The 20402-nt window shown below is 63.3% G+C and carries 21 protein-coding genes and 1 tRNA gene; 14 read left to right on the forward strand and 8 right to left on the reverse strand.

The genetic code is table 11. From position 1 onward, the window contains the following. The first annotated feature begins 131 nt into the window (after positions 1-131). The 11 genes from B7Y64_RS10350 to B7Y64_RS10400 all read left to right on the forward strand — a co-directional run bounded on the left by B7Y64_RS10350 (position 132) and on the right by B7Y64_RS10400 (position 7055). On the forward strand, positions 132-1490 hold the full coding sequence (locus B7Y64_RS10350; protein WP_291328807.1) for an integrase family protein: 1359 nt from the start codon (positions 132-134) through the stop codon (positions 1488-1490). Positions 1491-1546: 56 nt separating this feature from the next. Further along, the gene (locus tag B7Y64_RS10355) at positions 1547-1825 is read left to right on the forward strand and encodes a BrnT family toxin (RefSeq protein ID WP_011806457.1); all 279 of its coding nucleotides are present in this window, start codon (positions 1547-1549) and stop codon (positions 1823-1825) included. Next, entirely contained in the window at positions 1812-2093 is a 282-nt protein-coding gene (locus B7Y64_RS10360) for a BrnA antitoxin family protein (RefSeq protein WP_210568414.1), read from the forward strand. The genes B7Y64_RS10355 and B7Y64_RS10360 overlap by 14 nt, the downstream gene beginning before the upstream one ends. A 103-nt stretch (positions 2094-2196) precedes the next feature. Further along, positions 2197-2859: a hypothetical protein gene (locus B7Y64_RS10365; protein WP_291324188.1), complete on the forward strand. Its 663-nt coding sequence runs from the start codon at positions 2197-2199 to the stop codon at positions 2857-2859. 97 nt (positions 2860-2956) lie between these two features. Then, positions 2957-3202, forward strand: coding sequence for a hypothetical protein (locus B7Y64_RS10370; RefSeq protein ID WP_291324187.1), 246 nt, complete (start codon positions 2957-2959; stop codon positions 3200-3202). 80 nt (positions 3203-3282) lie between these two features. Then, positions 3283-3636 carry a hypothetical protein gene (locus B7Y64_RS10375; RefSeq protein ID WP_291324186.1) on the forward strand — a complete coding sequence of 118 codons (354 nt, stop codon included), beginning with the start codon at positions 3283-3285 and terminating at the stop codon, positions 3634-3636. After that, complete coding sequence (locus B7Y64_RS10380) at positions 3633-3920, forward strand: hypothetical protein (RefSeq protein WP_291324185.1); 288 nt, start codon at positions 3633-3635, stop codon at positions 3918-3920. The genes B7Y64_RS10375 and B7Y64_RS10380 overlap by 4 nt, the downstream gene beginning before the upstream one ends. Then, a complete protein-coding gene (locus B7Y64_RS10385; RefSeq protein WP_291324184.1) occupies positions 3920-5896 on the forward strand; it encodes an AAA family ATPase in 1977 nt (658 codons plus the stop codon). The genes B7Y64_RS10380 and B7Y64_RS10385 overlap by 1 nt, the downstream gene beginning before the upstream one ends. Before the next feature lie 114 nt (positions 5897-6010). Beyond that, on the forward strand, positions 6011-6370 hold the full coding sequence (locus tag B7Y64_RS10390; RefSeq protein ID WP_291327306.1) for a VRR-NUC domain-containing protein: 360 nt from the start codon (positions 6011-6013) through the stop codon (positions 6368-6370). A gap of 21 nt (positions 6371-6391) precedes the next feature. Beyond that, complete coding sequence (locus tag B7Y64_RS10395) at positions 6392-6817, forward strand: DUF5681 domain-containing protein (protein WP_291327304.1); 426 nt, start codon at positions 6392-6394, stop codon at positions 6815-6817. Continuing rightward, complete coding sequence (locus B7Y64_RS10400) at positions 6804-7055, forward strand: hypothetical protein (protein ID WP_291327302.1); 252 nt, start codon at positions 6804-6806, stop codon at positions 7053-7055. Before B7Y64_RS10395 ends, B7Y64_RS10400 begins: the two co-directional genes overlap by 14 nt. Positions 7056-7562: 507 nt before the next feature. Here B7Y64_RS10400 and B7Y64_RS10405 read toward each other — a convergent pair. Together B7Y64_RS10405 and B7Y64_RS10410 are read right to left on the reverse strand one after the other, a co-directional pair. Further along, a tRNA-Lys gene (locus tag B7Y64_RS10405) sits at positions 7563-7638 on the reverse strand. Positions 7639-7719: 81 nt separating this feature from the next. Next, on the reverse strand, positions 7720-8607 hold the full coding sequence (locus B7Y64_RS10410) for an NAD(P)-dependent oxidoreductase (protein WP_111866222.1): 888 nt from the start codon (positions 8605-8607) through the stop codon (positions 7720-7722). A 123-nt stretch (positions 8608-8730) separates the two neighbouring features. Between B7Y64_RS10410 and B7Y64_RS10415 the strand changes: the two genes are divergently transcribed. Then, the gene (locus B7Y64_RS10415) at positions 8731-9612 is read left to right on the forward strand and encodes an alpha/beta hydrolase (RefSeq protein ID WP_111866084.1); all 882 of its coding nucleotides are present in this window, start codon (positions 8731-8733) and stop codon (positions 9610-9612) included. 27 nt (positions 9613-9639) lie between these two features. On the opposite strand, the gene B7Y64_RS10420 is transcribed toward B7Y64_RS10415, so the two are convergent. Next, complete coding sequence (locus B7Y64_RS10420) at positions 9640-10617, reverse strand: GMP reductase (RefSeq protein WP_024814333.1); 978 nt, start codon at positions 10615-10617, stop codon at positions 9640-9642. Between the two features lie 563 nt (positions 10618-11180). On the opposite strand from B7Y64_RS10420, the gene B7Y64_RS10425 reads away from it, so the two are divergent. After that, positions 11181-13643 (forward strand): UvrD-helicase domain-containing protein, encoded by a 2463-nt coding sequence (locus B7Y64_RS10425; RefSeq protein WP_291328809.1) that lies wholly within the window; start codon positions 11181-11183, stop codon positions 13641-13643. Positions 13644-13661: 18 nt separating this feature from the next. Beyond that, positions 13662-14804, forward strand: coding sequence for an FUSC family protein (locus B7Y64_RS10430; protein WP_291328811.1), 1143 nt, complete (start codon positions 13662-13664; stop codon positions 14802-14804). A 195-nt stretch (positions 14805-14999) separates the two neighbouring features. Here the strand turns inward: B7Y64_RS10430 and B7Y64_RS10435 are convergent, their stop codons facing one another. The 5 genes from B7Y64_RS10435 to B7Y64_RS10455 all read right to left on the reverse strand — a co-directional run bounded on the left by B7Y64_RS10435 (position 15000) and on the right by B7Y64_RS10455 (position 20242). Next, on the reverse strand, positions 15000-16940 hold the full coding sequence (locus B7Y64_RS10435) for an alkaline phosphatase PhoX (protein ID WP_114655328.1): 1941 nt from the start codon (positions 16938-16940) through the stop codon (positions 15000-15002). Positions 16941-17361: 421 nt separating this feature from the next. Then, positions 17362-18204, reverse strand: coding sequence for a BPSS1780 family membrane protein (locus tag B7Y64_RS10440; RefSeq protein WP_114655327.1), 843 nt, complete (start codon positions 18202-18204; stop codon positions 17362-17364). 100 nt (positions 18205-18304) lie between these two features. Next, entirely contained in the window at positions 18305-19255 is a 951-nt protein-coding gene (locus B7Y64_RS10445) for a homoserine kinase (protein WP_114655326.1), read from the reverse strand. A gap of 57 nt (positions 19256-19312) precedes the next feature. Next, positions 19313-19672, reverse strand: a complete 360-nt coding sequence (locus B7Y64_RS10450) for a hypothetical protein (protein WP_024814339.1) — start codon at positions 19670-19672, stop codon at positions 19313-19315. Positions 19673-19822: 150 nt separating this feature from the next. Continuing rightward, positions 19823-20242: a hypothetical protein gene (locus B7Y64_RS10455; RefSeq protein WP_111866073.1), complete on the reverse strand. Its 420-nt coding sequence runs from the start codon at positions 20240-20242 to the stop codon at positions 19823-19825. Positions 20243-20402 lie beyond the last annotated feature (160 nt).

The raw sequence follows: 20402 nt of genomic DNA on the forward strand, positions 1-20402 counted from the left end.
TGATGTACTGGGTAAGAACACAGCATAAGCGTTGATTGATATTCCCCAAAATATGGGGTTTTTGGCTACATGGTGGCTACATGGTGGCTACATGGATTGCCCGTGTAGCCAAACCGACCGGAGCAATCAGCATGGCACGACCGAAGAAAAGCGAAGCCCCCGACCTGGCCGACCGGGTGAACCTGACCGCCGGGGCTATCGACCGCCTGGCCTGCCCCGCTGGCAAGCAACAGGCATTCATGCGAGACAGCGAAGCGCCCGGCCTGCGTGTACGTGTAACCGCTGCTGGTGCGAAGTCTTTTGTCTATGAGGCCAAGCTAGACCGGCAAACCATCCGCCGCACCATTGGGGACGTGAAGCTGTGGAGCATTGAACAGGCCCGCACCGAAGCCCGCCGCCTTGCCGTGGTGCTGGATAACGGGCAAGACCCCCGAGAGATAGAGCGCCAGCAACAGGCAGACAAGGCCGCAGCGAAGGCCGCCGCCGCCGTCCAAGCCGTTACCGTGGGTGAGGTGTGGGCCCTGTACCTTGAGGCCCGCCGCCCGCACTGGGGAGCACGACACCATGCCGACCATGTGAAGCTGGTTCAGGCCGGTGGCGAGGTTTCCAAGCGTGGCACCCGTGGCCGTGGTGTGACTGTGGCCGGGCCGTTGCATCCGCTGATGGGGCTTGCACTGCGTGACCTGACCGCGCCTGTTATCGAGGCATGGGCAGCACGCGAAGCGCAGACCCGCCCAACATCCGCCCGGCTGGCATGGCGCTGCCTGAAAGCCTTTTTGAGCTGGTGCGCAGAACAGCCGGAATATGCGCCAGCGATGCCCAGCGTGAACCCTGCCAAGACCAAGAAGGCCCGCGAGGCATTGGGCAAGGCCGGGGTGAAGCAGGATGCGCTGCTGAAAGAACAGCTACCTGCGTGGTTTGCCGCCGTGCAACAGATTCAAAACCCCATTGCAGCCGCCTACCTGCAAGTGCTGGTGCTGACTGGTGCAAGGCCGGGCGAGGTGCTGGGGCTGCGCTGGGAGGATGTCAACACCAAGTGGAAGGGGTTGACCATCCGGGATAAGGTGGAAGGGGAGCGAGTCATACCCCTGACGCCCTATGTGTCGCACCTGCTGCACTCGCTGCCGCGCCGCAGTGACTGGGTGTTTCCCAGCACCGCACGGGGCAAGGACACCGAAGGGCAGACCCTGAGCATCCCAAGAGCCCCGCATACTGCCGCCTGTGCTGTGGCTGGTATCGAGGGGCTAACTCTGCATGGCCTGCGCCGCAGTTTCAAGAGCCTGACGGAGTGGCTCGAAATTCCCGCCGGTGTGGTGGCTCAAATCATGGGCCACAAGCCCAGTGCAACCGCTGAAAAGCACTACACCGTGCGCCCGCTAGACCTGCTGCGCGTACACCATGAGCGCATAGAGGCGTGGATTTTGGAACAGGCCGGGATTGTGTTTGATGCCAAGGCCGCGCCCGGTGCGCTGCGTGTGGTGGCCGTCTGAAATAACGCAACTACAAATAATCCTTGCAATCTAAATAAACGTAGCTACACTAAACCATGAATGTGACGTTCGACCCGGCCAAAGATGCCGCCAATCTGGCAAAGCATGGGTTTTCATTGTTGGATGCCGTGGGCTTCGAATGGGAAACCGCCGTGGTGTGGCCCGACACGCGCCGGGACTATGGCGAGCCCCGCATGGTGGCGCTGGGCTATATCGGCCTGCGCATCATGTACGTGGTGTATGTTGACCGCCCGCCAGAGCAACCGACCGAGCGCCGCGTTATCAGTTTGAGAAAAGCCAACACGCGAGAGGTGAAGCGCTATGCCGAAACTTAAAACCGGAACCATCCAGCCGACGCCTGCCGAGGATGCAGCCATTACCGCCGCTGCGCTGGCAGACCCTGACGCTGCGCCCTTCACAGACACCGAATGGGAGCAGGTCAAGCCGTTGGCACGCCGTGGCCGCCCGCTGGGTAGTGGCACAAAGGCCCAGGTCACTCTGCGCCTGGATGTAGAGGTGCTGGAGAAGTTCAAGGCCTCGGGCGATGGCTGGCAAACCCGCATCAATGAGGCCCTGAAAAGCTGGGTGCGGGCGCACGCCTGACCGTTTCGCCCCAGCTAGGCCCGCTTCGAAACCGGGCCGAAAAGCGGGACACCTTCACCCGCCTGCTGGGGCTCCTTTTGAAGGCTGCACTTGAAGGGGTGCTATGAGCGAACAAGAACAAACACCGATTTTTAAGGTGCCAGTCGTCCCGCTTTGCGTTGATGCCGACTTGCTGGCGCTGCCGCCTGATACATGGGTGCACATTCGTAATGTGTCATGTGCTGATATGGGCTCTGGCTCGTCCAAGGCTGCTGACGCCATTGCAGACATTCAGCGCACGATGGCCCGTCAAGCAAAAGGCAACTTCACTATGCCAGAGGTAGCGGACGTTTTGGCCGCTGCAAACAGCTTTGATGCGTACAGGTTTCTGACAAACGAAATGCACCCTGCCGCCCGTGCTGGCGCTCTGACTTTGACTAACCCCGAGTTCGGCGGGCCGCTGGTGGGCCGTGACTGCATGGTGTTTCACGATTGGGTTACGCCTGCCAATCTTGACGCATGGCTAGAGCGCGCCGGTTTTCCTTTTCGGTGGCCGTTGAACCCTGAGCCCCAGGCCGCAGCGCCCGCGCCCGTGGTGGCTGGCAGTGCGGAACAACGGCAAGCGCGCCGCTGGCAAATGTGCCTTGATGCTGGCTTGTCTATGCCGCAAGACACCTACGCGCAATTGCCGCGTGGAATCAAGGAAATCGCAAAAGCCGAGAACATTACACGGCAGGCCCTGGCGCAAGACCTGAGCGCGCATAGAGAGCGCCTTTACGGCAGGTAGTCGGCAAGCGAACGGCAGGCGCTTACCTGCCGACATATGCGAATACTTGGAAACCGTCATCAATCAATGCCCGCACTGGGCAGAAAGACGGTAACCAATGCAAGCGACCCTACACAGCGCAGACACCCGCCGCGCTGTATCTGAGCCCCAAGAGTTCCCCCCGCTGGAACTGGTGAACCGCCCCGCAGTGGACACCGCCGCCGCTGCCCACTACCTGAACCGCCGCCCGCAGACTTTGAGGGGCTGGGCCTGCATGGAAAACGGGCCGCTGCGCCCGCGCCGCATCATGGGCCGTCTGGCCTGGAGCGTGGCAGAGATTCGCGCCGTGCTGGGGGTGGCTTAAATGGCCGCCGCTATCAATCGCCTGATGCTGGCGCTGTGGTGCGCTGCCCCGTCCCGCTGGTTTCGCAAGGGGGGCCGCTAATGAACGCCGCCCCAATGAAAAAGCCCCAGACCGTTGCAGCGGACAAGGGGCTTTCCAAAGAGCACACATCGAAGTTTATCGGAACCGATAACCCCCGTCACCTGCGTGCAATCGCCGCACTGCTGCGCCGCCCGATGCCGCGCGAGAACTTGGACACCGAAGCGGGTTGCAGCAATGGGCCGGAACTGGTGGCAGAGCTTCGCCGCCGTGGCCTGGAGGTGCCATGCAAGCGCATCAACTTTGTTGACCGTGACGGGTTTATCTGCCGCCCTGGCGTGTATCTGCTGACCGATGGCGACCGCCGCAAGCTGCATCAATGGATGGCAAAGCGCCAGAAAAAGGGGGGCGCATGAAAGCAATTCAAATCGAGTGCAGCAACTATGAGTGGTGGGGCGACCGCTGGGGCAGTGCAATGCCCTATTCCCTTGATGCTTGCACCATACCGGACGGGCACCAATTGCCGAACGCGCCCGTTACCGTTTACGTGTTGACGCCTGACCCGCTGGAGGCCGCGCAACTGCTGCGCCTGCTGGCTGCGAAGCTGGAGAGAGAGCCCCAGCTATTGAAGCCACTGAACGAGCCGGGCAACAGTCCGAACAACCCCGCCGAAGCGGACGATGGGGGGGTGCCGTTTTGATGCACGACACCGCAAAAGCAATCGACGCACTGCACAGCATCCCCCCCGACTTGCCCCGCGATGAATGGGTGAAGGTGGGCATGGCTGCACAAGCTGCTGGCCTTGACTTCGATACGTTCAACGAATGGAGCGCCGGGGCTGGCAACTACAGCGAACGCGACGCCCGCGATACGTGGCGCAGTTTCAAGCCGGGCAAGGGTATTGGCCCTGGAACCCTTTACCGCGTGGGCGCTGAACATGGGTGGCGCATGGGCGAAGGCAAGCCCCAGCAACGCCAGCAACAAGCCCCCAGGAAGGCCGCAGAGCCGCAGCGCAAGCCCGCCCCAGGCATGAGCCCTGCCGAGGTGTGGGAACGCTGCGATGCTGCAACCGCTGCACATGGCTACATCGTGGCAAAAGCTGCCGCCGGGGTGCCATTGGATGCCTTGCGCGTGGTGCCCGGTGGCGACGCCCTGCGCATTCAAGGGCAGAGCATGGCCGGGGCTTTGGTGGTGCCTGCCTATGGCCCGCAAGGGCTGCAAAGCCTGCAACTGATACCGCCGCCCGGTGCCGGTAAAAAAATGAACCTGCCCGGTGCGCCGATGGCCGGGGCGAGCTTCACCGTGGGCGATGTGGTGCCGGGTGCGCCGCTGTATCTGTGCGAGGGTATCGGGCAAGCATGGGCCTGCTGGCAAGCAACGGGCAATGCTGCCGTGGTGTGCTTTGGCTGGGGCAACGTGGCCCGCGTGGCTGCCGACCAGCGCCAGCGTGACGCATCCGCCCGGCTGGTGCTGGTGCCTGATGTGGGCAAGGAAGAAAGCGCCGCAGAGATTGCCCAGACGCTGCAATGCGCCGTGGCCTACATGCCCCAGGGCGAGGTGCAGAACTTCGACGCAAACGACCTTGCGCAGCGTGACGGGCACGATGTATTGGCCGGGCTGCTGGAGGCAGCGACAGAGCCGCCCAAGCCTGAGCCCCGTTACAAGCTGCTGGGGGGCGATGAGCTGCGCAACCTGCCCCCGCTGGCGTGGCGTGTGCGTGGTGTGCTGCCTGCCGTGGGGCTTGCTGCGCTGTATGGCCCTAGCGCATCCGGTAAATCATTCCTGGCCTTTGACATGGCCGCCGCCATTGCCGAGGGGCAACGCTGGTTTGATTGCCGGGTGGAAGCCGCGCCCGTTGTGTATGCCGCGCTGGAGGGTGAAGCCGGGTTCAAGCTGCGCGCCCAGGCATGGGAGACCAGCCGGGGCCGTGCATTGCCTGACGGCCTGCGCATGATGCTGCAACCGTTCAAGCTGACCGACGGGCAGGACGTGCTAGACCTTGCCGCCGTGGTGCCTGCTGGCGCTGTGGTGGTGGTGGACACCTTGAACCGCGCCGCGCCCACTGCCGACGAAAACAGTTCACGCGACATGGGCGAGATTCTGGAGGCTGCAAAGACCCTGCAAACCCTGACCGGTGGGCTGGTGGTGCTGGTTCACCACACGGGCAAGAATGCCGCCGCTGGCCTGCGTGGGCACAGTTCGCTATTCGCTGCAATGGATGCCGCAATCGAAGTTTCACGCGAAGGCGACCGCCGGGAATGGAAGGTGGCGAAAAGCAAGGACGGGCAGGACGGAACCGCGCACCAATTCAAGCTGCAAGTAGAGGCGCTGGGAGTGGAGGAAACCGGCGAGGCCATTACATCGTGCGTGGTGGTGCGTGATACCGCCCTAGACGAAGTGCGAGCCGTGAAGCTGCCCCAGGGTGGCAATCAACGGGTGATTCTTGATGCCCTGCGTGACCTGCTGCAAAAGGCCGGGCCATTCAATACGCCGGGTGCGCCTGCATCCTGCCCGCCGGGCCGCCCTGCTGTGGAATTGGAGGTGGTGCTACCCCGCCTTGCCGAACGTCTGACAGTGGCACCAGACCGCAAAACAGAACGCGCCAGAGATGGAATTACCGGGCTGGTTTCGCGTGGTGTGGTGGGGTGTGACAAGGGGTGGATATGGCTTGCTTGATACCCCGAAATTCCCCGTTTTTCCCCGTTTCGGGGATTCCCAGGCCCGAAAATCCCCGCCCCCCCTATAAGGGGGGAGGATTCCGGGGAGAAATTCCGGGGAAGGGGGCGTGCAATGAATGCTGACCTTTTCGGCCTGGAACAACAGACACCCCGAGCCAACCGCCGCCCCGAAGCTGCCGCCCTGGTGGAAGTATTGAAGGCGCTGAGAACGCATCCCGCCGTGGCGTGGTGTGAGCGCATGAATACCGGGGCTGCAAAGGTGGAAGGCCGCTTTATCCGCTTTGGGTTCAAGGGCTGCCCCGATGTGCTGGGGCAATTGAAGGATGGCCGCTTGCTGGGTGTGGAAGTGAAAGCCCAGGCCGGACGCCTGCGCCCCGAGCAAGCCCTATTCCTAGAGCGCATCCGCGGCGCTGGTGGCGTTGCCTTTGTGGCGCGTGACTGCCGCGATGTGCGCGAACAACTCAACAACTGAAAAAGCACAAAAGGAACACCGATGGCGACAAGAAGAAAACCGCCCGCCGCTGCATGGAAGCCGGGCCAGTCTGGAAACCCCAAAGGCCGCCCGGCTGGCACGGGTGAAGTGGCAAAGCTGCGCGCCGCCATTGCAGGCAACGTGCCCGCAATTCTGGAGAGCCTGACCACTGCCGCCCTGGCTGGTGATGTGCAAGCCGCCCGCCTGCTGCTGGAACGTGCATTGCCGCCCATCAAGCCCGTGGAGGCCACGCAAGCCCTGAGCCTGCCCGATGGCACCCTGACCGACCAAGGGCGCGCCGTGCTGGCATCCGTGGCCGCTGGAGAGCTTGCACCCGGACAAGGGGCCGCCCTGCTGGGTGCCATTGGTACGCTGGCCCGTGTGGCTGAGATTGATGAACTGGCGCGCCGTATCGATGTGCTGGAGGAAAAGAATGCAAAGCCTTGAAAAGAGAATTGCCGAACTGGAAAAGGGGGTTTCGATGGATGAAGGGCCTACGACCATCGTTATTCAACCCCTGAGTCGTGGAAACCTTGATGAAGAACTACAGGAACTGCATGACCAGAATGGAAGCCAGCGATGGACGCGCCAGCCTGGAGAGACTGAGCAAGAGCTAATAGACCGGGCATCCCGCGAGGTGACGCGCAACAGGCCGGGCTGTGCTTTGCTGATGGCTGGCAAGTGAAGCCTGACCGCACCCCACCCGAACAGACCCAGCCTAACCCGCTGCTGCAAAAACCATAGTGCAGCATCATTTTCAAAAGCTATCAGGCACATTTTTTGCGGGTTGCATATTCCATGCCATGCGTTTTTGATAGCTTGCATCAATCAAACTGCAATCAAAGACCTGCCGCCCCAGTAATTCGCACCGTGGGGCTTTTGGGTGCTGGCGCATGGCTATCTGTCAACCGCTGACAGATAGCGCAACCCGCACCGCAGAGCGCAACGACAAGGCCAGATAGCAAGCTCTTGCCCGTGGGCCTGGTGGCGCAGCGCTGCATCCCCACTACCCCGAAGCCCCCGCCGTGGGGCTTTTCTTTTGCCTGGCGCTGGGTGGCTACATGCTGGCTACACGGTGCAAAACCCTGTACCGCTGGCTACATGGTGGCTACATGAGCCGGAACGAAGCCAAAAACAAAAAACCCTGCTACCGGTTTGATAGCAGGGTTTCGTGTGCCCATGCGGGCTAGCTTGGTGGGTCCTGAGTGACTCGAACACTCGACCTACGGATTAAGAGTCCGCTGCTCTACCAACTGAGCTAAGAACCCAAACTTTTTAATCTGCCAGCATTGCTGCTGAGCCTTGAATTATGCACCAAAAATTCTGGCGTTGGCAAGCTGGTACAAAAATTATTGCATGGCGTTGCGGCTGGCCAGCTCGACAAACAGGCCGCTGTGGTCCAGCTGGCCCAGTCCGTGTTCGACGCCATCTTTGTACAGCGCTTCGAAAAGCGCCGTGATGGGGGCATCAAAGCCGATTTCCTGGGCGGTGATCAGGGCGTTGTCGAGATCCTTGAGTTGAACCGTCATGCGGCCACGTGGAGCGAAGTCGCGGTCCACCATGCGCTGACCATGCAGTTGAAGAATCCGGCTGTCAGCAAAGCCGCCGCTGATGGCCTCTCGCACCTTGGCCATGTCGGCGCCGCCTTTGGCGGCAAAGAGCAGTGCCTCTGCCACCGCGCCAATGGTGATGCCCACGATCATTTGATTGGCCAGCTTGGCCAGCTGGCCCGCGCCGTGGGGGCCGACATGGGTGGCGCGTCCAAAGATGGCAAAGATGGGCTGTGCGCGCGCAAACTCCTGCGGCCGGCCGCCTGCCATGATGGCCAGGGTGCCGTTTTCGGCGCCCACCGTGCCGCCGGAGACCGGCGCATCCAGGTGGGTCAGCCCCATTTCCTCCAGGCGAGTCGCGTGGTCGCGGGCTTCCCGGGGTTGTATCGAGGCCATGTCGATAAACAGGGCGCCTGCACGCATGGCTTGCGCCGTGCCCAGCCCGAAAAGCACCTGGTCCACCACCGAGCCGTTCTCCAGAAGGCTGATGACAAAGTCGGCATCGCGCACGGCGTCTGTGGGTGTGTTGTGCACCGTGGCGCCAGCGGACGCCAGTGGATCGGCCTTGGCGCGGGTGCGGTTCCAGGCGTGTACCTGGTGGCCTGCCGCGCACAGGCGTCGGGCCATGGGCAATCCCATCATGCCGATACCGAGGACGGCAACGCGAAGCGGCGGGGTGGTGGTCATGGGCGCATCCTTGGAAGCTGTTTTGTCTGCCGCCATCATGGGCTTTTTCACTGCCACTCCCTGTCAGCGAGCTTGCAGTGTGCTGAATATGCCGGGATGATGGCACGCACAAGGAGACGCGCCATGAACTTCCCCCACCACGATCCGGCCTGGCTGGAGCGTATGTACAACAACCGGGCCTTGGTGCCGGACCACGTGGATTATCTGCAGCGCTGGGCCGACGCGTCTGCCCTGGCGCGCACCAGTGGGGCGTGCGCGCTGGACATTGCCTACGGCAGCGGCACTGGTGAGGCGCTCGACATCTTTGCGCCCCACGTGCCGGGCCGCTCGCCGGCCCCGGTGCTGGTTTTCATCCACGGGGGGTACTGGCGCGCACTCGACAAGTCTGAGCATTCCTTTCTGGCGCCTGCGTTCACACGCGAGGGAGTCTGCGTGGTGATGGTGAACTATGCGCTGTGCCCCGGCACGCCCCAGGCTCCCGTCACGGTGCCCCAGATCGTGCGCCAGGTCGAGAGGGCGCTGGGCTGGGTGTGGGGCAACATTGAGCGCCATGGAGGTGACCCTGGCCGCATCACGGTGGCAGGCCATTCCGCAGGTGGGCAACTGGCGGCCATGCTGCTGACAAGCGTGTGGCCGCTGCTGGGCGACGGATGGCCGGACGGGCTGGTGCGCAACGCGCTTTCGATCTCGGGGATTCACGACCTGGAGCCCATCATGCACACCCCATTTTTGCAGTCGGTGCTGCACCTGACCGCGCAGCATGTGCTGCAAGCCAGCCCGGCGAGGTTGCAGGCGCCCAGCCAGGGCATTGTGTACAGCGCGGTCGGTGGCGACGAAAGCGCCGAGTTCCTGCGGCAGGCCCGGCTGCTGCAGGACGCCTGGGGCTCACGCGCCGTGCCGCGCCACCAGGTGCTGGCCGGGCTGAACCATTTCAGTATTCTCGATGCGCTGGCACAGCCCGGGCATGACCTACACCACATGGCCCTGAACCTGCTGCGGGCCTGAACACGCGCCCGCAGCCCGATGGGTGGCCTACATCAGCAGGTGTTCGCCCGCGTTGTCGCCGCCCAGAATCACGTAGTTGACCTTGCGCACGTCCATCAGCCGGGTGCCGCCCGCGTAGCTGATGGAGCTTTGCACGTCCTGTTCCATCTCGATGAGTGTGTCGGCAAGTTTGCCCTTGATGGGCTCGAGAATGCGCTTGCCTTCCACATGCTTGTATTCGCCCTTGTTGAAGTCGCTGGCCGAGCCGTAGTACTCCTTGAACAGTTCTCCATCCACTTCCACGGTCTTGCCGGGAGACTCTTCGTGGCCCGCAAACAGCGAGCCGATCATCACCATGCTGGCGCCAAAGCGGATGCTCTTGGCGATGTCGCCATGGCTGCGGATGCCGCCGTCGGCAATGATGGGCTTGGTGGCCACGCGCGCGCACCACTTGAGCGCACTGAGCTGCCAGCCGCCCGTGCCAAAGCCGGTTTTGAGTTTGGTGATGCACACCTTGCCTGGCCCCACGCCCACTTTGGTGGCGTCGGCGCCCCAGTTTTCCAGGTCGATGATGGCCTCGGGCGTGGCCACGTTGCCAGCAATCACAAAGGCCTTGGGCAGGTGCTGCTTGAGGTAAGCGATCATGGCCTTCACGCTGTCGGCATGGCCGTGGGCGATGTCGATGGTGATGTACTCGGGGCACAGGCCCTCGGCCACCAGCTGGTCCACGGTGGCGTAGTCGGGCGGTTTCACGCCCAGCGAGACCGAGGCATAGCAACCCTTGGCGTGCATGTCGCGCACGAACTGCAGGTTGTCCAGGTCAAAGCGGTGCATGACATAAAAGTAGCCGTTTTGCGCCATCCAGGTGCATATGCTTTCGTCCACCACCGTCTTCATGTTGGCGGGCACCACCGGGATGCGAAAGCTGCGCCCGCCCAGTTCTACGCTGGCGTCGCATTCCGAGCGGCTTTCCACGCGGCACTTGCGGGGCAGCAGCAAAACATTGTCGTAGTCGAAGATTTCCATGAGATTCCAAGCTCCATCAAGGGACGCAGCCAAACAATTTTGACTGCGGTGGGCGCTTGGCCTGGCGACCGGTTGTGTGGGCGGGGCCGTGGTGGCCGCTCCGAACCCTGCTGAGCGCAGGCACAAAAAAACCGGACGTCAAGAAACTTGGGCCCGGTGATTGATTCTACCCGCGCGCGGCTTTGCCGGAATGCCCCTGCCTGCTGCCGGGCTGTGCCGGTCGTCGCAATGCGCCGCAGCCACGGCGGGGCGCTGCGCCTCGGGCCCCATCCCACCGCAGCACACACGCCAGTGGGCCGGACGGGCGCCCTGGGCAATGCGCACAGGGTTTGTTCGCAAGTGGTAGAAGTGCTCTGCTTTATATAGCTGCAAGCGCTTATTGCATAAGCGCTAGAGCCTGTTTTTGCTAATACTTTTATCGCAAGGTGACCGTGATCATTCGATCTGTCCAGCACGCATGATCACACCCCGTTGGGGGCCGATGCCAGCGCCCAGGCCATTCGCAGGGGCCCTACTGGCCCTGCGGCTATACCCAGCGGTGGGGTGCTTTCTACAATGGCTGCATGTTTCCACAAGACCCGTTTTCGGGTGCACCAGAAGCCCTGGTGCCCCCACACGCCGGTGCTGCCTCGGCAGCATCGCCCCTTCTGGCCAATCTGAACGACGAGCAACTGGCCGCCGTCACCCTGCCTGCGGGCCACGCGCTCATCCTGGCTGGCGCCGGCTCGGGCAAGACGCGCGTGCTCACCACGCGTATCGCCTGGCTGCTGCAAAACGGCTATGCCACGCCCGGCGGCATTCTGGCCGTCACCTTTACCAACAAGGCAGCCAAGGAAATGGTGGCCCGCCTGTCGGCCATGCTGCCCGTCAGCGTGCGCGGCATGTGGATTGGCACTTTTCACGGCCTGTGCAACCGCCTTTTACGCGCGCACCACAAGGCGGCAGGCCTGGCGCAGTCGTTCCAGATCCTCGACACGCAAGACCAGCTCTCGGCCATCAAGCGCCTGTGCAAGCAGCACAACGTGGACGACGAGCGTTTTCCGCCCAAGCAGCTGGCCTACTTCATTGCCCACTGCAAGGAAGAAGGCATGCGCCCCGGCGACGTGCCCACGCATGACAGCGATGCGCGCAAGAAGGTCGAGATCTACCAGCTGTACGAAGAGCAGTGCCAGCGCGAAGGCGTGGTGGACTTTGGCGAGCTGATGCTGCGCTCTTACGAATTGCTGCGCGACAACGACCCCATCCGCGAGCACTACCAGCGCCGGTTTCAGCACATGCTGGTCGATGAGTTTCAGGACACCAACAAGCTGCAGTACGCCTGGCTCAAGCAGCTGGCGGGCAACGAGGTGGGCGGGCGTTTTGAGGCGCGCGGCAGCGTGATTGCCGTGGGCGATGACGACCAAAGCATCTATGCGTTTCGCGGCGCGCGCGTGGGCAACATGGCCGACTTTGTGCGCGAATTTGATGTGCAGCGCCAGATCAAGCTCGAGCAAAACTACCGCAGCTACAGCAACATTCTCGACTCGGCCAACGCCCTCATCAGCCACAACAGCCGCCGCCTGGGCAAAAACCTGCGCACCACGCAGGGCGCGGGCGAGCCGGTGCGCGTGTACGAGGCCAGCTCCGACCTGGCCGAGGCGCAGTGGATGGTGGATGAGATCAAGCAGCTGGTAAAGAGCGATGGTTTCGAGCGCAAGGAAATCGCCGTGCTTTACCGCAGCAATGCCCAAAGCCGCGTAATCGAATCGGCCCTGTTCAATGCCAGCGTGCCTTACCGTGTGTATGGCGGTCTGCGCTTTTTTGAACGCGCGGAAATCAAGCACGCACTGGCGTACCTGCGCCTCCTGGAGAACCCGCACGACGACACCAGCTTCAGTCGCGTGGTCAACTTTCCGCCGCGCGGCATTGGTGCGCGCAGCATCGAGGTGCTGCAAGACGCCGCCCGCGCCGCCGGTTGCTCGCTGCACGACGCGGTGAGCGCCGTGCCAGGCAAGGCGGGCGCCAACCTGGGCGCGTTTGTGGCCATGGTCGACGTGCTGCGTGAGCAAACCCAGGGGCTGAACCTGCGCGGCATCATCGAGCAAATGCTCGAATCCACCGGGCTGGTGGAGCACTTTCGTACCGAAAAAGAAGGCGCCGACCGCATCGAGAATCTGGAAGAACTCGTCAACGCTGCCGAGAGCTTTGTCACCCACGAGGGCTTTGGCCGCGACGCGGTGGCCCTGCCGCTGGACGAGCATGGCACGCCGCTGGGGCAGGGCACGCAAAGCCCGGTGAGCCAGGGGCTGGACCCCAGCGCGCCGGTGCTGGATGAGCAGCTCTCGCCCGCAGTGCCCGGTATCGTGGACATCGATACCGGCGAAACCCTCTCGCCCCTGGCCGCCTTCCTGACCCATGCCGCACTGGAGGCGGGCGACAACCAGGCCCAGGCCGGGCAGGACGCCGTGCAGCTCATGACCGTGCACGCCAGCAAAGGCCTGGAGTTTGACGGCGTGTTCATCGGTGGCCTGGAAGAGGGCCTGTTCCCGCACGAAAACTCAGCCAGCGACCGCGACGGCCTGGAGGAAGAACGCCGCCTGATGTACGTGGCCATCACCCGCGCGCGCAAGCGCCTGTACCTGAGCCACTCGCAAACACGCATGCTGCACGGCCAGACGCGCTACAACATCAAGAGCCGCTTTTTTGACGAGTTGCCCGAAGCCGCGCTCAAGTGGATCACGCCCAAGCAGCAGGGGTTTGGCTCGTACGCTCCTAATTCAGGAGCTTTTAGCGCTTATGGATCAAGCGCTAGAGGCCAATTTGGCTTCAAATCCGAGACTTTTGTCAGCCCACCCGTACCGGTGCAGAAGGCCACGCCGTCGCACGGTTTGCGCGCAGGGCTCAACGTGTTTCACACCAAATTCGGCGAAGGCAAGGTACTGGCCATTGAAGGCACCGGCGACGACGCGCGCGCGCAGGTCAACTTTCCGCGCCATGGCACCAAGTGGCTGGCGCTGTCGGTGGCCAAGCTGACGGTGGTGGAGTGAACGCGCCCCCCGCCTGCCATGAAGACTTCCATGCCTGAACCCGGCGATTCGTCCCAAAAGCGCCGGCGTCAGCGCAGTGCCACGCACGGCGCATCGGCGCGCCATCTGGTGAGCCCGGCGCAGTGGCGGGAGAGCATGGCCCTGGGCGCGCCGCCTTCGCTGCGCATCTTTGCCATTGCGGGCCTTCAGTCTGCGCTGGCCGTGCTGCTGGCGATCGTGGTCACGCATTTCTCGCCCTGGCCCGAAATGGTGGGGTTCGCCTCGATCGGTGCGCTGGCGGCCCTGTTCGGGCGCTTTTCCACGGTGCAGCGGCGCATGCGCATCGTCGTGATCTGTGCGCTGCTGCTGGCGCTGGGGGTGCTGGTGCCCTCGCTCGCATCGTGGGCTGGCGCGCTGCCGTGGATGATGGTGCTGGCGCTGGCCCTGGTGGCCGGCGCGTCCACCGTGGCGGTGTCGTGGTGGAGCCTGGGCGGGCCCGGGGCCGTGATCATCGTGTTTGCGGCCGGGGCGGCCTACCACCCCGTGGACGGTGGCGCCGAGGTGCTGGCCCGGTTGCTGGCCACGCTCTTCGGTGGCGTGATGGCGGCAGGGACTTGCCTGGTGACGGACCGGTGGCGCGCCCCTGAACTCAATGCTTTGCGCTTGCCGCCCGTGCATGTGCCCCCCTGGTCGCACCAGTGGATTGCGGCCGTGCGCATCACCGCATGTGCCGGGTTGGCGGCCTGGATTGCCTTCATGGCCGGCTGGCACCATCCCGCATGGGCGGCGATTGGTGCGGTGTCGGTGATGCAGGGCGGGCACCTGCATGTCACCATGAACCGCGCATTGCAGCGCATGGCGGGGACCGTCGTGGGCTCTTTCATTGTGTGGGCCATGCTGGCGCAGCAGCCTTCGTTCTGGGTGGTGGTGGCTGCGATCGTGCTGTTCCAGTTTCTGACCGAGGTGATCATTGGCTACAACTACGCGCTTGGCCAGATCACCGTGACGCCCATGGCGCTGCTCATGACGTACCTGGCATCGCCCGCGGTGGTCGCGAGCATGCCGGTCGAGCGCGTGCTCGACACCATTTTGGGCGCGGCGCTGGGCATCGTGTTTGCCGTTGTCTTCTCCAGTGTGGATGACCGCGCGCACCTGCACCGACATCGCCGCAAGGCGGGCTGAGCTGGGTTGAATTTCGGGTGCTTCTGAATTGATTGGGCTATCGCCCTGTTTCTGCTGAATTCATTAGCCATGGTGCCCCACTGCTGCGCTTGGCTGTAGCCCCTTGCGGTGCTGCGCCCATGAAAAAAGGCGGGGCTTTTGGCCCCGCCTTTTGCGTGCAAGGCATGCAGCGCATGCCCGTATCTGGTCAGCGGATCAGCCCAGCTTCATCTGGGTTGGCGTGCCCGTGAGGTAGCCCACTGCGGCGCCAGATTTGTTCTTGTAGTTGGCATTGATCAGAGGATCGAGCTGGCCCTTGACCACGTTGTGGATGCCGCCCCAGTCACCGGCGTGCTGGAAGTTGCTCATGATGTAGGTCCAGCCGTTGATCTCGTCCACGGCGTGCAGGCCGGTGGCTTCGCCGCCCGCAGGGATCGACATGATGCGCGAGAGTTGCTTGGTGTCGATGTGGTAAGCCCACAGGAAGTTGTTGACGTGCTGGCCACTGTCTTCGCCGATGAACAGGGTGCGCATCTTTTCCGAGAACTTCAGGTTGTCGGGGTTGGCGATGTTGTTGGGGTTGGCGGTGTTGCCCAGGGCATCGGCGGTGATGTCTTCACCGGCCAGCAGCGCCTTGGTGTCCACAGGCATCCATTCGCTGTTGATGGCAGCGCTCGCCGTGTCCTTTTGGCCACCCTTGAGGTTGAGCGCCATGACGGCGCCGGCATTCAGGGCCTTGGGGATGGAGATGCCATTGCCAGGCACGTTCGACGCGTTGCCGGCCACCATGGAGTCTCGGCAATTCTGCAGGGCAGAGTAGGCCACCTTGTCCTTGATGTTGACAGTCGTGCCTTCCATCTTCGAGAAGCCCGTGCTGGCGCCCAGGTAGGCGGCGTAGCGGTGGGTTTCCAGGAAAGCGGCGGCCTTTTCCATGCCGGCATTGATCTTGATCCACTCGGTCTTGCCGTTGGCGACGATCTTGGTGTAGCTGGCGTCGTTCGGGTCCGCCTTCACCATGGTCATGATGTCCGTGGGCTTGAGCGTGCTGGCCAGCTTTTCAATTTCAGCGCTGGTGGCCGAGCCCATCTTGATCCAGGTGAGCGGGGCAGCCGTGCCGACCTTGGGATCGATGGAGAAGCCACTACCTACCTTGGCCACGTAAAGTGTGCCGGACGACAGGTCTTTTTCCTTGTCGGCCACGAACACGAAATAGCCGGCGTTGGTGGCGTCATCGCCCATCAGCACGGTGCGATTGTCGGGCATGACCTGCACCAGCTCGTGCGAGATGCGGCCCATGCAGAAATGCTTCTTGATGCTGCCGGTGCCGTCTGGATTGACCGTGACTTCGGGCATGTGGCCGTAGTTGTAAGGGTTGGCCTTGGCGGCATCTCCATACAGGTTCTTGCTGAAGTCGTCCATGAAGTTGGCGCTGCGGGCGGCAAATGCGTCGGGCTCGTACTCTTCGCTCGACAGGTGCGTGCCCCAGGGGGAGATGCTGGCACCGCAGGTGATCCACAGGCCGTGCACCTTGGAGGTGTCCACGTTGTGGTATTTCACCAGGCTCAGTTTGCCGGTGGCCTGGTCCTGGTCGAGCGTCAGCACGGCGATGGGCGAGGGCAGCTTGCCGTACATGCCGGTCTTGCCATCTTGTGCCCAGGTGGTGTATTCAAACTGCACCACGGCAAACACGGCCTTGCCCTTGAGGCCGGTGACCGTGGGGTTGGCCACCGTCAGCAGCGAGGTGCCATCGGGTGCGTCGGAGAAGTAATGGCGCTCCTTGCCTGGCACCGTGGCGTCGATGATGGGCTTGTTGTTGATGTCGTAGTAGCCGCCCGACAGGGTCGTGCCGCCTTTTCCGTCAGAGACCATGTCGCCCGTCACGAAGAAGGGCTGGTAGGCCAGCTGGTACGAGCGCACCGAGTCGTCGCTGAACTTAATGTTCAGCGTGGAGCCCACGGTCGTGGTGGCCATGGCCGCTGCATTGGCCAGCGTGGGCGCAGCCATCGACGTGAAGCTGGCAGAAACATAGCTGGGGTCGTCACTGCCACCGCAGGCAGTCAGCAGGGCGGCTGAAGCGCTGGCGCCCAGCGGAAGCATCGGAACGCCGGCCAACAGTTGCAGGGCTTTGCGGCGGGTGGGCATCGTCGGTTGGGTCATTTTGGGGAGATTTCCAGGTTGGTGTGCGGACAAGCAGAGAGCGCCTTCGCATGCCACCGCCGGCCACGGGTGTGGCTGTGCCGGGGCAGAGTGCTGCTTCCAGCCGCAGATACTAGAAATGCCCCGTGACAGACGTTTGACGGTTGCGTGACAAACTGTCATCCGCAGCGGGTTTTAACGCGCGGTATATGCACTGCGCAGGCAGTGTGTCTGTCACGCCGCACAGGGCGGCAGAGGCTGCCAGGAAGCCATGCGCAGGCACCAGTCGGCCACCGTACCGGGCGGCTCTTGCGCTGGATGCGTGCTGTACCGTGTGCGAACGATGGGGCAGGGCACGCGGTACGCGGCCCAGGGCGTTGGCAAGGGCTGCACTGGCGCTTGCTGCCGCAGCCTTGGGGCCGGCTGCCCCGCCGCGCGCTCGTTACACCGTGCCGCCAGGCCCCGGTGCCGCATCGGACGGATTGCCGTGCGGGGCTTGCAGCTCGGGCTTTTCGGGTGGTTCGAAACAATCACGGAAAGTGAACACCACCGAGGTGAAGAACATGGCCGCCATCATCATGGCCGCGCCCACCATGATGCCGCCCACCACCGAGGTGAGCCCGCCCACGGCCAGCAGGCCCGCCACCAGGCTGATCACCAGGCCGCCCAGCAGAAACACGCCCATCCAGGCCAACCCATAGACCGTGAAGGCGCCAAAATTGCGCAGGCAGGCCACGATGCTGAAGAACAGGCTTTTCACTGGCGGCACGCCATGCCAGTGCACCAGGCCGGGTGCATGCCAGAACAGCAGCGACAGGGGCAGGTACAACGCCATCGAAAGCCACATGGCCCCTTGGAACGCGGGCGTTTCGGCCATCTCGCGGGTGAGGGGGGCGCCGCCCAGGTACACCTGCGCGAACTGGCCCCCGTCGATCAGTGCCGACAGGCCCATCACGCCGAGAAACCCCACCGCATACAGCGCCCCCAGCACCAGCATGTCGCGCAGGTGCTGCCGCCCGGTGCGAAAGGCCACCAGCAACACGGCGGGCGTGGGAAAGCGGCCTTGCACGGCCTCGGCAGCAGCCACCATCATGGCCAGTGTGGCCGAGGGCAGCAGGGCCAGCGCCACGGCCGGGCCCACCAGCGGGATCATGGTGGCCACCGACATGGCCGCCATGGTCATGAAAAACAGGGCCGCCAGTGCCATGGGTTGCCGCCAGAACGCCCGAATGCCAAGCTTGACCCAGGCCAGGCCGGTGCGTGCGGGGACGATGTGGAGTTTCATGGAAAGGTTTTGACAATCAGAAAGAGCCCCGGGCCGTGGGTGGCGGGACGGTAGCGGCGAATTTAACCCAGCACCCTAAAAGACGCCGGGGTGAAGGGGATCAGGCGTGCACCGGCCGGGCAATGCGGCCTCGCAGAACGCGCTCGAAATGTGTGGGGTCGTGCGGGGTGAGCATGGACGCCTCGCGGGGCAGGTAAAAATCCCACAGCCGCGAAATCCAGAACCGCAGGGCACCCGCACGCAGCATGGCGGGCAGCAGCTCGCGCTCGGCGGCGGTCAAAGGGCGCTCGGCCTGGTAGGCGTTCAACATGCTGGCGGCGCGTGTGGCGTCGTGGGCGCCTTGGGCCAAGTCGATGCACCAGTCGTTCAGGCACACGGCCAGGTCAAACAGCCAGGTGTCCACGCCCGCGAAATAAAAGTCGAAGAAGCCGGTGAGTTCTTCGCCGTCAAACATCACGTTGTCGCGGAACAGGTCGGCATGCACCGGCCCGCGTGGCAGCGCCGCATAGGCCGATGAAGCGGCCACATGGTTCTGGTACGCCAGCTCGGAGCGCAGCAGCGCGGCCTGCTCCGGGCCAATGTGGGGCAACACCACGGGCACGGTTTCGTTCCACCAGGGCAGACCGCGCAGGTTGGGCTGGAGGCGGTCGTAATCACGCCCCGCCAGGTGCATGCGCGCCAGCATGGTGCCCACGGCGGCGCAGTGCACGGGCTGCGGTGCCAGCTGGCTTTTGCCGCGCAGCTTGTTCACCACGGCTGCGGGCTTGCCGCATACGCTGTGCAGGATGTCACCGTTCTGGTCGGGCCTGGGGTCGGGCACCGGCATGCCGTGGTGGGCAAGGTGCTTCATCAGGTACAGATAGAACGGCAGCTGGGCGGCAGTGAGGCGCTCGAACAGCGTGAGCACAAACTCACCCTGGTCGCTGGTCAGGAAGTAATTGGTGTTCTCGATGCCCCCCTCAATGCCGCGCAGCGCCACCAGGTCACCCAGTTGCAAACGGCGCAGCAGTTCGCGCGCCTCATTCGTCGAGACTTCGGTAAAAACGGCCATCGCTCAAAAGAAAAACGGGTAAGACAAAAACAAGGGAATGGGCAGCCAGGGGCAGCGTCAGAACTTGATCACGTTCCAGACGCGCGGGGCGGTGTTGGTTTCGGCGCCGCTGCGGCTGCCGGCGCGGCTGCGGGCTCCGTCGGGCGACTGCACTTCATATTCGGGCATGTCGCCCGTCTTGGGCTGCACGGTGATGCTCTGGGTCTGGCCGCCCACACGCAGCTCGTCCACGCGGCTGCCCTCGTCTTCCACGCGAATGCGCTCGGTGCGCTGGTTGTTGCGGCCTTGCATCTGCTCTGGATTTGGGAGCTGCTCACGCTTGTCCGCATTGCCTTGCGGGGCAATTGGAGGGGTGGTCTGGGCCAGCAGGGGGCTGGCAGCCAGGCCCAGCAGCAAAAAGAGGTGAACGGCGCGCATGGCGCCATTGTAGGCGGCGCGTGCGGGCGGTATGGCGCATGGTTTTGTGCCCCAAACCGGGGGGCAGCACTTGCCATGCTGCGGTTGGCGCCAAGCCCTTCTATTTGGGGGCAGACGGCAGGCGGCCCGCCGCAGTGCCTTGAAAATCGATCAGGGGTGCTTGGGGCAGGTGCCCGCTTCGCACTGCACCGTGCGCTGGCCGATGAAGGTGCCGAAGTTCTTGCCCAGCTGCCCCATCTGCTCACACACGTTGCCCCGGGCGTCAAAGGCAAAGCCCTGTGCGCCAGTGGCGTTGAGCAGCTCCACCCGCGTCAGGGCCAACTTGGCAAATTGCTCGGGGTTGTGCCATTGTTCGGCGCAGATGTTGTGAAAGACAAAGGTGGAATACACCAGTTCGGTGATCACCGGCTTGTCCATTTGCAGCCGCATCACGCCGTTGTCCAGATGCACCGTCTTGAGCGCGTTGCCGCGCAGTGCTTTTTGCATTGGCACCGGGATGTTCTTGAACTCCGTGTTTGCCATCGCCAGCGTGCATACCGCACCGATCAACAACGCGAGCATTTTCTTCATGGGGATCACCTTAAAAATTGAGCAATGTTCCAGCCCAGGGTGCAGGGGCATCGCACCATCTGCTGGGTGGCGCCCTGACGGCGCCAGTCAACGCAGGGGCCCAAGGCAGGCACGGGCTAGAAAAACACGTATTTTGCCGCTTTCCGGGCGCAGTAACCAA

The organism is Acidovorax sp. 35-64-16, from assembly GCF_002281195.1.
GTDB lineage: Bacteria > Pseudomonadota > Gammaproteobacteria > Burkholderiales > Burkholderiaceae_C > Acidovorax > Acidovorax defluvii.